Below are 11,660 nucleotides of genomic sequence, written 5' to 3' on the forward strand. Positions count from 1 at the left end.
TCGACGACGCCGGGCGATTTCGTTGCGCTGTACCGCGACGCGATCGAACGCCTCGAGGCGCAGGTCGCGCGCGGCGACGGCCACCCGCCGATGCGCAAGCGCGAAGTCGACCTGATGTGCCGCTGCCTGCTGAGTTGCGCGACGCTGGCCGACGCGATCCGCTGTGCGCGCGAATTCGACGAGATGCTGACGCCGCGCGCCGGCGCGCTGTCGCTCGCCGTGCGCGACGGGCGTGCGACGTTCCGGATGGATTCGCTGCGCCGCACGCGCAGTCCGGCCGCGTGCCTCGTCGACCTGACGGGGTTGTTCTGCTATCTGCAGTTGTTCGGCTGGCTGATCGGGCAGCCGTTGCGGCCGACCGACGTGTGGCTCGGCCATCCGCGCCGCGATGACGCGATGCCGCTGCTCGGGCTGTTCAATGCGCCGGTCGAAGTGGGCCGTAAAACCTACGGCTTCGCATTCGATGCCGCACGGCTCGAATGCCGCGTGATCCGGCAACCGGCCGAGCTCGACGCGTTTCTCGTTGATTTTCCGTTTCGCCTGATCGATGCGGCGCCGGCCGTCGTGGCGTGGACGCAGCAGGTGCGCGGCTTTCTCGATGCGGCGCTCGCACACGAGCAGGCGTTGCCGACGCTCGCCGAGCTGGCCGCGTGGCTAGGCGTAAGCGAGGCAACGTTGCGGCGGCGGCTGGTGGCCGAAGGAAGCGGTTATCACGCGCTGCGCGAGCAATGTCTCGCCGAAGCCGCACAACGTTGTCTGCGCGAGTCGGACTGGCCGATCGCGCGGATTGCCGCGCATCTCGGGTTCGGCGGCGAGGAAGCATTCCGCCGCGCGTTCGTGAGGTGGACGGGCATCGCGCCGAGCCGGTTCCGGCGCGATTGCATCGCAGCGAACCATCCCGTTTCGTCAGACATGAAACACGGCGCCGACGCATAAAAGAAAGGATTTCGAAAATATTTGCGCGGTAATGACGTTTTTTCGCATCCCCGCGCGGCCGGACAATTGACGCGCCGGAGCGCACGCCATTACCCTTGCGCGCTGATGGTTCCCGGAAACGGGATCAAAAGGGAACGCAGGAGAGGCAGTGCCTCCAATCTGCGGCTGCCCCCGCAACTGTGAGCGGCGAATCCGTGCCACTGCATGCCACTGGGAAACCGGGAAGGCCGGCACGAATCAGGACCCGCGAGCCAGGAGACCTGCCATCGACCCGAGGTCCAAGCAGCCGCACCGGGCGGGGTGTCCCGATGCGCCAACACCGCCTTTGGCGGTGCCCGTTGCATGGACGGCCCGACCTCAGGATCCGCCCGATGTCCACCGTTACCGCATCCGCTTCCGCACCGGAAGCGTCGCGCCGGCACGCCGCCGGCATGCACGGCCCGCCCGCTTGCGCGCGCCGCTCCCTATCGATCGCGTCCGCCGGCATGTGCCGCGCCGACGCCCGCGACTGCGGCCTGCCCGGCCCGACCGCGCGATAGCCCGATCACCGATAACAAAACCGGTGCTGCCCGCCGCCCGCCCACGATCGACGCATGCGCAGCCCGACAACAACGACAGCCTCATGAAGATTCGACACCTCCTTGCCACGTCCGCCGCAACTGCGCTCCTCTCGCCCCTCGCCCACGCCGCCGGCGACACCGCGGTTTCGCAACCGGCCCCGGCCGCCGAAGGCGCCGACCTGCCGACGATCAACGTGACCGACACGCGTCGGCTGCCCGAGTCGTTCGACCAGCGCTACGCGACGACCCAGGTGCTCACGCGCACCGATCTCGACCGGCTGTCGCCGAGCGATCCGAGCATCACGCAGGCGCTCGCGACGCTGCCCGGCGTGACCGTCTCGCAGAACGGCGGGCCCGGTTCGTCCGCGTCGGTCAGCATCCGCGGCTCGTCGGCAAGCCAGGTCGCCGTGTTCATCGACGGCATCCGGATCGGTTCGTCGACCACCGGCATCGCGCCGTGGGCGGACCTGCCGACCGAAGCGTTCGAACGTGTCGAAGTAATCTCGGGGCCGGCCGCCGCGTCGTTCGGCGCCAATGCGATGGGCGGCGTCGTGCAACTCTTCACGCGCCGCGCGGCCAACCAGCCGAACCAGACCACCGTGTCGTTCGGCGGCGGGTCGAACAAGACGTTCGACACGCAGCTGCGCACGTCGGGCACGGTGCCGTCGACCGGGCCGCTCGCCGCGCTCGGCGGGCTCACCTACTCGCTCGGCCTGCACTCGTACAACACGGCCGGCATCGACGCGACTCGGCCCTTTGCGTACGGGCATGAGGCGGGCCGCAACCCGTACCACGCGCAGGATCTCGATGCGCGCCTCGGCTACGCGCGCGACAACTGGTCGATCTCGACGTTCGCGCTGTATCACCGGTCCGATCTGTCCTACGACAACAGCGGCTATGCGAACCGCCAGCTCGATCATCAGCTGACGACCGGTATCGCGTTCCACCTCGACATCACGCCGGACACGCAGTTCGACCAGTCCTTCGGTTATTCGAACGATCGCGGGTTCATCTACGCGAGCGATCCGACCATCCCGACCGACCAGATCAATTCGCAGCGCATCAGCACGTCGACGTCGCTGACGCATCAGGAGCGCGGATTCCATCTGTTCGGGCTGCCGCTGTCCGGCGAAACCAAGCTCGCGTACGACTTCACGCGCGAGCAGGCATTCCTGCCGGTCGATATTCCGAACGGCGTGCCGACGCGCAATGATTCCGCGTTCTCGCTGCATCAGTCGGCGACGCTCGGCAGCGTGACGATGTTCCTCGCGGGGCGTCACGAAATCATCGCCGGCCAGTCGGTGAATACGGGCAATGCGGCGCTGTCGTGGGCGATCACGCCGGTGTACACGGCGCGCGTGTCGTATGGCAATGCGTTCAGGCTGCCTTCGTTCAACGACCTGTATTACCCCGGCTACGGGAATCCGAATCTCAGCCCGGAACGCAACACGTCGGTCGAGGCTGCGGTCGATGCGAACACGTCGTACGGTACGTTCACGGCCGCGATCTATGACACGCGGGTCACCAACCTGATCGCGTACAACCCGGCGACGTTCTCGCCGATGAACATCGGTCGCGCGCATATTCGCGGAATCGACCTGTCGTACAAGGGGACGATCGGCCGTTCGACGCCGGTGAGCCTCGCGGTCGGGTTCCTGAATCCGCAGGACGAAACCAACGATTCGTGGCTCAACCGCCGGCCGCGCCAGACGGTCAGCCTCAACATCGATCACACGTGGGATGAACTGCACCTGCATGCGTTGAGCACGGGGGCGTCGCTGCTTTACGGCGGCACGACGTTCGACGATCCGGCGAATTCGACCTATCTGCCTTCGTACCTGACGGTGGGCCTGCGCGCGTCGTACCGGATCAACTCGCACGTGACGGTGTCGGCGACGGTGTCGAATCTGTTCGATCGGCAGTACATGACCGCGTATGGGTACAACACGCTCGGAAGGACGGCGTTCGGGAAGGTGACGTACACGTTCTGATGGGGTAACGCGAAGGCCTTGACGTGTTGAGCGGCACGGCCCCGGTCGGAACATACGCCGGGGCCCGCGCGACCGGGCTTGCGCAACGGCTGCTTCGGCCGCGAAGCGCACATGGCCGTCCCACACCAGCCGGCACGACTCGACGGCGCCCACTGCGGGACAAAACGCGGCGCCCTGGCCGCGCCTCCCGGACGACTGGTATGCCATGTCGAAAACGTCATCCGGCCCGATGAAGACGACACGCCTACCGGGGAGGCCCAAACCAGGTGTTCATCGCATTCCGAAGGCCGTCCTGTGTGTCGATACCCGCCCACGCGACATATCCATCGGGACGGATCAAAACGGACGTCGGCGCGGCAACCTGGCCTAGCGCGGGCAGATCCCATGGGCCGTCGTACCGGGCGTGAACCCGTTCGATTCGATCCGGCCAGCCCGTGATATCGACGCTACCGGGTGCGCCGAGATTCAACAGCACCGGCCGAGCGTTCCGGAGCAGCGCAAAGACGCGCACGGAACCGTCAGCCGTAATCAGATCGAGGTCCGGCATGCGGCGACCGATCAGCGGATGCCCTTCCCCGAGTGCGTAACGGATCCCGAGCCCGGACATCTCGGCGGCGACGCGCTTGCGAAGCTCATCCATGCGAAGCCATTCCGCCGCGACTTCACGCAATGCTTCGGTGCCGTCATCGGTACGCTGCAACGCAACCTGCGCCATCGTCGTGCGCAGCACGCGGGCCGCAACCGGATGTTGCTCGGCGTGATACGTGTCGAGCAGCCCGTCGGGCGACGTTCCTTTCACCACCTGGGCCAGTTTCCAGCCCAGGTTCACCGCATCCAGCACGCCGATGTTGAGGCCCTTTCCGCCCACCGGAGAATGCACGTGAGCGGCATCGCCGGCCAGGAGAATGCGGCCGTTGCGGTAGGTAGCCGCTTGTCGCGCCATGTCGGTGAACCGGGAAATCCACGTCAGGTTATGGACGCCGTAGTCGGTTCCGCATGCGGCGACGAGTGCTTCCTTCAGCTCGTCCAGCGTGGGCTCGGCTTTCGCGCCGACTGCCTTTTCAGTCACCATGACGCCGACGGGGCCTTCGGTGGCAAAGACGATCTTGCCGTCGCGAATTTCGTACGCCTCGCGCCCGAACGCGTGGATGCCCAATGCCGTGCGATGGACGCCCAACGGCGGCTCCTCGGTCATCTCGCACTCGGCGAGAATGCTGCTGGTCGTCGCATCCCATCCTGGAAACTCGATGCCGGCGCTTTTGCGAACGAGACTCCGGCCGCCATCGCACCCGACGAGATAGCCCGCCCGCAGTGGCGCACGACCGGAAAGCTCGATGGTGACGCCCGTGTCGTCCTGCGCGAAACCCGTCAATTCGCAGCTGCGATAGATCGGTACCGCCAGCTCGTCGACCCACCCGGCGAGAATGCGCTCGATATGTTTCTGGCGCAGCCCGAGCACGTAGTTGTGCCGGGTCGGAAAATCGCTGATATCCAGGCGAATCGACGCAAACCCGGTGACTTGCGCCTTCTGGCCTTCGGCGAGGAACCGCTCCACGATGCCGCGTTGATCGAAGATCTCGAGCGTCCGCGCAATCAGCCCGCCGGCGCGTGAACCCGCGAGCGTCTGATCGGGGCGGCGTTCGACGATGGCGACATCGACGCCGGCCAGCGCCAGCTCGCCGGCCAGCATCAAGCCGGTGGGGCCGCCGCCGGCGATGACGACCTCATGTTCCGTGACCTGCATCGACCACCTCGCGAAATCAATGTGACGGCGCTTGCTTGTCCTTCATCTCGATGAGCTGAATCAGGTTTCCGCAGGTATCGTCGAACACGGCCATGCGGACCGTGCCGGCATCCATCGGGGGCACGGTGAACCTGACGTCCTGCGCGCGCAGTTTCTTGTATTCGGTGTCCAGATCATCGACCTGGAACGAGGCTGCGGGTATGCCGTCTTCGACCAGCGCGTTCTTGAAGGGGCCAACCGCCGGGTGCTCGCTCGGCTCCAGCAGCAGTTCCGTTCCACCAGGCGCTTCACTCGATACGACGGTGAGCCAGCGGTGCTCGCCCAGCGGCACGTCATGTTTCACGACGAATCCGAGAGTGTTCGTGTAGAAGTCCAGCGCCCTGGACTGGTCGTCGACAAAGACGGACGTGACGTAGATTCTCATGGGTTCTTTCCTTCCTCGAGATGTCGCTGAAGCCAGATGTCCACCGCTTCCCGCAGCGGCTGGAGATCGAGAGAATGGATCTTGGTTCGGCCCGACCAGGAGATGCGAACCAGTCCGGCCTTCTCCAGCATGTCGAGATGCTGGGTCACGGCCTGCCGGGAGATGGCTTTTTCCCCCGTTGCAACGGCTACCGCGCAAATCTGGAAAAGCGACTGATCGGGCTGCTCGCGCAACCGATCGATGATCCTGCGGCGGATGGGGTCGGCAAGCGCCTTGAAAACATGGTCAAGCTGTTCGGCGTTCATTGCGCATGATATGCAATGGTTTTATTGCATGTCAACCGCAGGGAATCCGGGTTTCGCGGGGCGCGGCTGAGTGGCGCCCGTCGACGGCACGGACCGACCTTCCCGCTCTGGCACCCGCCCTTGGGATTATGATGGCCCGATCGGCAGCCACGGCGCTGCCTGCCCGCGCTTCACCGATGCATTGACCGTCACGCAACGCGCCATCCTGGGCGCAGCGACTGGGGTGAACCATGGATCAAGGCGGAGACTTCATCGTGCGCACCATGTCGGCCGACGACGTAGCCCTGTCGGTCGAATGGGCGGCTGCAGAAGGCTGGAACCCCGGCCTGCATGATCCATCCTGTTTCAGGGACGCAGACCCGGCCGGATTCTTCGTCGGCGTCTGGCGCGGCGAACCGGTCGCGTGCATCTCGGCTGTCGTCTACGACGACCGCTTCGGCTTCATCGGTCTCTACATCGTGAAACCCGGGTTTCGCGGCCAAGGTTTCGGCATCCGAACCTGGCAGCACGGCATGCGTTACCTCGGCGACCGCAACATCGGGCTCGATGGGGTTCTGGCCCAGCAGGCGAACTACAGGAAGTCCGGATTCGCGCTCGCGTACCGCAACATCCGCTACGAGGGGCGCGTGAACGGCATCGGGTGCGCGCACGTGGCGGCAGCAGCCGACGTACCGTTCGAGCAGTTGCTTGCCTACGATCGCGAATGCTTTCCCGCCGCGCGCGAGCGTTTCGTCACCACCTGGATCGCGCAGCCGGATGCCGTTGCGCTCGCGACGATCGACGGCGGTCGAGTCGCCGGCTACGGTGTCGTGCGCCGTTGCAGGACGGGCTGCAAGATCGGCCCGCTTTTCGCCGACGACTCAGGCGTTGCCACCGGGCTGTTTCGTGCGCTGGCGGCGCACATGCCCGGCGAGGTCATCGTGCTCGACGTGCCGGAAACGAACCCCGCGGCCGTCGCACTGGCGGAACGGCACGGCATGACGAGCGCGTTCGAAACCGCACGGATGTACACGAAAGAAGCGCCGGCGATTGCGATCGAGCGCGTGTTCGGGGTGACGTCGTTCGAGCTGGGGTGATCGTCACGAACATGGCGGAGGCCGAGTTCGTGAAATTGACATCGCCATCAAAACTAATAGAATTAGGTTTTTGACTAATTCGAGTAGCATTCGCCATGCCACGCGCCGGCATCACCCTGGACAAACTCGTCGAAGCGGGCGCGCAGCTCGCCGATGAAACCGGCTTCGAGCACCTGACCGGTGCCGCCCTCGCGCGTCGCTTCGACGTCAAGCTCGCCAGCCTGTACTCCCACGTCCCGAGTTTCGACGACCTCAAGAGCCGCATCGCCCTGTTCGCGCTGAAGGAGCTCGCCGATCGCGCGACCGACGCCTTGGCCGGCCGCACCGCCAAGGACGCGCTGACCGCGCTCGCCAACGTCTATCGCGACTACGCACGCGAGCACCCCGGTCGCTTCGCTGCAGCGCGCCACCCGGTGAGCGCCGAACGCGCCGCCGAAAGCGCGGGCGGCCAGCTCGTCAGAATGACCTCGGCCGTGCTTCGCAGCTACGACATTCCGGAAACCGAACAGGCGCATGCGATCCGTCTGCTCGGCGGCTTTTTCATGGGCTACGTCACGCTCGAAAGCGCGGGCGGCTTCTCGCACAGCGCACCGGCGTCCGACTCGTCGTGGTCGCGCAGTCTCGATGCGCTGGACGTGATGCTGCGCCACTGGCCTTCTGCCGCATGACTCGTCCAACGTCCAACAGAACCGAATCGATGAAAGACAAACCCGATGGCGTCGTCCTGCCGAGCCGTGTCGTCCCCTTCCCGGCCTCGATCAGCGAAGAAGCGCGAACCGCGCTGCAACGACTGGTCGGCAACGACGGCGTGCCGCTGAACGCACTGCACGTGATGCCGCCCCCGGACGATTTCGACGCATGGATGCGCGTGAAGGCGGCCGCCGACGCGCACTACGCGGCGGCCATCGAGCAGCTCGGCGGCTATCTGCGCTCGCGCGTAGAGACGATCCGGGCCGGTGCGGCGGACGTGCATGTCGCCACGCCCGAAGCGGCCGCCTCCGGCGAATGCGCGTACATCGAATTGCATGGCGGCGCGCTGGTGCTCGGCGGCGGCGCCGCGTGCCGCGCCGGCGCGCAGATGCAGGCCGACCGGCTCGGCATTCGATGCTACGGCGTCGACTATCGCCTGCCGCCCGAGCATCCGTATCCGGCCGCGCTCGACGATTGCATCGCGACGTATGCTTACGTGCTGGAGCGCTACGCACCCGAAAACATCGTCATCGGCGGACGCTCGGCGGGCGGCAACCTCGCCGCCGCGATGGTGCTGCGGGCCCGCGACGAAGGCTTGCCGCTGCCGGCCGCGCTGGTGCTGCTGTCGCCGGAAGTCGACCTGACCGAATCCGGCGACAGCTTCGAAACCAACCGTCTCGTCGACGTCGTGTTGCCGGCCTCGCTGATGCCGAACAACCTGCTCTACGCGAACGGCGCCGATCTCGCGCATCCGTATCTGTCGCCGCTGTTCGGCGATTTCGCCGCCGGCTTCCCGCCGACGTTCATCCAGAGCGGCACGCGCGACCTGTTCCTGTCGAACGCGGTGCGCCTGCATCGCGCGTTGCGCCGCGCGCAGGTACCAACCGAGCTTCATGTATTCGAAGGGATGCCGCATGGTGGGTTCATGGGCGCGCCCGAGGACAGGGAACTGAGCCAGGAAATCGCGCGCTTCGTGCGTGCGCATTTGCCGGCGTTGAATTGAATCCATCCGGCGAGCGTCAACCGATGAACGACAAACCGTACAAGAACGACATCAGCATCGGCCCGGATCGGTGGATCGAATTCGGCGATCTGTCGGGCGGTCAGGCGCAGGCGGTCGCGATCGATGCCTGTCTGGCAGAGGTCATGCCTTTGCTCGATGTCCTGGAGACAGATTGTGTCGCCGAATGCTGCGGCATCGACGCGTTCTGTTTCTGGCCGGACGAGGTCGCGGCTGCCGTGAGCACGCAGGATCGCGATGCGCTGGCGCGACTCGTCGACGCTCTGCTGTCGGTTCAGCGTGTGATCGACGCGTTGCCGTCCGAGCTCGTCGTCAGCACGCGAATGAACCAGTATTTCCGGAAAGCGGTGCTACTCGAGTTGCTCGCGCATATCCGGACGACGGTCGACGCGATCCGGTCGCAACGCGATACGTAGACCGGCCTAAATGACCCCGCGCACGCCCGCGACGACCTGAATCACGCCGAATACGGCGATCACCGCGGCCGACACGCGCGACAGCCCGTGCATGAACGCGAACGACATCTTCGTGCGCAGCGCGGCGGTCGTACCGCTCAGGCACAGCCACCACGTTGCCGAACCGATGAACACACCGGCGACCATCAGCGCCACGGCCGACCCCATCGCCCCTTCCTGCTCCCCCGACAGCGGACCGAGCGCCGCGAAAATCCCGACGAACGACAGGATCGTCATCGGGTTCGACAGCGTCAGGCCGAACGTCGTCAGGAAATCGCGCAGGACGGTCGTGCGCGGCAGGTCGCGCTCTGCCGTCGACGCGGCCGGCGCCTGGCGCGCGACGGTCCACGCCAGCCACACGAGAAACGCGCCGCCGCCGATTTTCAACCCGACGGTCAGCATCGGGAATGCCGTGACGATACCCGCGATGCCGAGCGCACCGAGCAGGCCGTAGATCGCATCGGCGCACGCGGCGCCGACGCCAGTCGCGAATCCCGCCTGAAAGCCGCGGCTCAGGCTGCGCTGGATGCACAGCATGCCGATCGGCCCGACCGGCACCGCGATCGACAACCCCATGACGACTGACTTGATGAACAGCATCGCCAGCTCCTTGCGACATGTAACGGGTGGAACAGGCATCGTAGGGAAAGTCCCGTCATCGCTGAATGCGGTTTTTAAGGAAAAATGGCCACTCCGCCTTAAAAAATCCCGCCGCGATGGACGATCTGGACTGGAAGGTACTGACGCTGTTGCAGGCCAACGGCCGCATCAGCTACACGGAGCTGGCGCGCCAGGTGCACCTGTCGGTGCCGGCGGTGACGGAGCGCGTGAAGCGGCTCGAAGCGGCCGGCGTCGTCGAGGGCTACACGGCCCGGATCAATCCCGCCGCGGCCGGCTATCCGGTCAGCGCCCTGATCGGCATCACGGTGCAGCAACCGGCAAAAGCGAAATTCCTCCGGCTGCTGGAGACGATTCCCGAAGTCGTCGAATGCCATCACGTGACGGGCGCGGACTCGTACATGATGCGGCTCGCCGCGATCAGCATGACGCATCTCGAACAACTGATCGAACGCATCAACCTGTACGGCGAAACACGCACGTCGATCGTGATGTCGACGCCGCTGCCCGCACGCGGGCTGGCGCGGCCGCCGTCGCAGCGCGACGTCGTTCGCGATTGATACATCGAGAGGCCCCGTCCGATCCGCTTCCCGCAGGGGGATCATCAAGCAATTCTGGTCGGCGGTAACCGGCGGCCGATGTTCGTTTGGCCGGTTACCGCCGCGACGATCGAAATCGATCGACTACTTGCCGCCCAGGCCACCCAAGCCGCCCAGCAGGCCACCCACCAGCCCCGTAACGGGTGCGAGCGGGTTGGAGAGACCACCCAGCGGTGAGCCGCCGCCCGTACCGCCCGTGCCGGTCGCGGAACCGTTGTGGACGGTCGCCGGAATGCCGCCGACCACGCTCGTCACCAGGCCCGCAACAGGCACCGCGCCGTTCGCACCGTTCGGGTTCACGAGACCGCCCGCGTTGGTCACGGTGTTGCCGACCGCGCGAACGAGCTCACCGACGCCGCCGACCAGCGGCTGGGGCGACGTGGACGTGACCTTCCATCCCGCCGACGTGATCGCGCCGCCGATCTGTGCGAGCAGGCCCGCGACGGGCTGCCCGAGGCCGGTCGCCGTGCCGACCTGCTGCGTGACCTGGCCGACGGTCGTGACGAGCGGCGTGATCGCCGTGCTGATCGCCTGCGTCGTCTGCTGGACCGGGCCCGACGACAGGGCCGAGCCGAGCATGGTGCCGCCCGTCTTGAGGCCACCGGCGACGGTGTCGAGCAGGCCGCCGACCGGCGTCGTGAGCGGCGCCAACGGCGACAGCGGGCCGGTGCCGAGCGCCTTCACCGTGTCGCTGAGGCCGGTGACCGGGTTGCTGGTCGAGCCGACGATGGAGCCCAGCCCGACAACCGTCGTGCCGACGGGGTTCGCCGTGAAGCCGGTTTGACCGATGCCGTTGCTCACGGCGTTCGTCGTGTCGCGGATGATCGTGCCTGCGCCGGTGACCGTGTTGCCGAGGCCGGTGGTCACGCCCTTGGTCGGTCCCGGCGGGCTCGTGCCGGTGATCGTGGCGCCGACGTCCATGACGACCGCGCCGACCGAGCTGATGATGCCGTTCGTGCCGGGGGTTCCGCTGGTTCCGCTGGTTCCGCTGGTTCCGCTGGTTCCGCTGGTTCCGCTGGTTCCGCTGGTTCCGCTGGTTCCACTCGTGCCACTGGTTCCGCTTGTGCCACTGGTTCCACTCGTGCCACTGGTTCCGCTCGTGCCACTGGTTCCGCTCGTGCCACTGGTTCCACTCGTGCCACTGGTTCCGCTCGTGCCACTGGTTCCGCTCGTGCCACTGGTTCCACTCGTGCCACTGGTGCCACTTCATGTCGTGGTTCACCTCCTGCCACTCGACCAAC

11 protein-coding genes, 1 pseudogene and 1 riboswitch are annotated in these 11,660 nt (G+C 66.2%); of the genes and pseudogenes, 7 read left to right on the plus strand and 5 right to left on the minus strand.

What is annotated here, in order from left to right; translation table 11 throughout:
- Positions 1–936 (plus strand): AraC family transcriptional regulator (locus G3N99_RS25395; protein WP_206123773.1); only part of this gene is annotated, 936 nt, incomplete at its 5' end.
- 89 nt (positions 937–1,025) lie between these two features.
- A riboswitch (cobalamin riboswitch) is annotated at positions 1,026–1,219 on the plus strand.
- A 339-nt stretch (positions 1,220–1,558) separates the two neighbouring features.
- Positions 1,559–3,487: a TonB-dependent receptor gene (locus G3N99_RS25400; RefSeq protein ID WP_206123774.1), complete on the plus strand. Its 1,929-nt coding sequence runs from the start codon at positions 1,559–1,561 to the stop codon at positions 3,485–3,487.
- Positions 3,488–3,731: 244 nt separating this feature from the next.
- On the opposite strand, the gene G3N99_RS25405 is transcribed toward G3N99_RS25400, so the two are convergent.
- From G3N99_RS25405 to G3N99_RS25415, 3 genes are read right to left on the minus strand one after another with little or no spacing between them, the layout of a single operon-like run.
- A complete protein-coding gene (locus tag G3N99_RS25405) occupies positions 3,732–5,231 on the minus strand; it encodes an FAD-dependent monooxygenase (protein WP_206123775.1) in 1,500 nt (499 codons plus the stop codon).
- A 16-nt stretch (positions 5,232–5,247) separates the two neighbouring features.
- A complete protein-coding gene (locus tag G3N99_RS25410) occupies positions 5,248–5,655 on the minus strand; it encodes a VOC family protein (RefSeq protein WP_174940894.1) in 408 nt (135 codons plus the stop codon).
- Positions 5,652–5,960, minus strand: coding sequence for a helix-turn-helix transcriptional regulator (locus G3N99_RS25415; RefSeq protein WP_206123776.1), 309 nt, complete (start codon positions 5,958–5,960; stop codon positions 5,652–5,654). Before G3N99_RS25415 ends, G3N99_RS25410 begins: the two co-directional genes overlap by 4 nt.
- A gap of 230 nt (positions 5,961–6,190) precedes the next feature.
- Between G3N99_RS25415 and G3N99_RS25420 the strand changes: the two genes are divergently transcribed.
- The 4 genes from G3N99_RS25420 to G3N99_RS25435 all read left to right on the plus strand — a co-directional run bounded on the left by G3N99_RS25420 (position 6,191) and on the right by G3N99_RS25435 (position 9,163).
- A complete protein-coding gene (locus G3N99_RS25420; RefSeq protein ID WP_206123777.1) occupies positions 6,191–7,036 on the plus strand; it encodes a GNAT family N-acetyltransferase in 846 nt (281 codons plus the stop codon).
- 95 nt (positions 7,037–7,131) lie between these two features.
- A complete protein-coding gene (locus G3N99_RS25425) occupies positions 7,132–7,704 on the plus strand; it encodes a TetR-like C-terminal domain-containing protein (RefSeq protein ID WP_174940888.1) in 573 nt (190 codons plus the stop codon).
- Positions 7,705–7,733: 29 nt separating this feature from the next.
- On the plus strand, positions 7,734–8,729 hold the full coding sequence (locus tag G3N99_RS25430; protein ID WP_206123778.1) for an alpha/beta hydrolase: 996 nt from the start codon (positions 7,734–7,736) through the stop codon (positions 8,727–8,729).
- Between the two features lie 23 nt (positions 8,730–8,752).
- Positions 8,753–9,163 carry a DUF6331 family protein gene (locus G3N99_RS25435; protein ID WP_206123779.1) on the plus strand — a complete coding sequence of 137 codons (411 nt, stop codon included), beginning with the start codon at positions 8,753–8,755 and terminating at the stop codon, positions 9,161–9,163.
- A gap of 6 nt (positions 9,164–9,169) precedes the next feature.
- Here G3N99_RS25435 and G3N99_RS25440 read toward each other — a convergent pair whose 3' ends face one another.
- Entirely contained in the window at positions 9,170–9,802 is a 633-nt protein-coding gene (locus G3N99_RS25440) for a LysE family transporter (protein ID WP_206123780.1), read from the minus strand.
- 116 nt (positions 9,803–9,918) lie between these two features.
- Between G3N99_RS25440 and G3N99_RS25445 the strand changes: the two genes are divergently transcribed.
- On the plus strand, positions 9,919–10,380 hold the full coding sequence (locus tag G3N99_RS25445; RefSeq protein ID WP_174940881.1) for an Lrp/AsnC family transcriptional regulator: 462 nt from the start codon (positions 9,919–9,921) through the stop codon (positions 10,378–10,380).
- Positions 10,381–10,503: 123 nt separating this feature from the next.
- On the opposite strand, the pseudogene G3N99_RS25450 reads toward G3N99_RS25445, so the two are convergent.
- Positions 10,504–11,625: pseudogene (locus G3N99_RS25450) on the minus strand (collagen-like triple helix repeat-containing protein); the annotation flags it as partial.
- Positions 11,626–11,660 lie beyond the last annotated feature (35 nt).

This window comes from Burkholderia sp. Ac-20392, from assembly GCF_017104585.1.
In the GTDB taxonomy this organism is placed as follows: domain Bacteria; phylum Pseudomonadota; class Gammaproteobacteria; order Burkholderiales; family Burkholderiaceae; genus Burkholderia; species Burkholderia lata.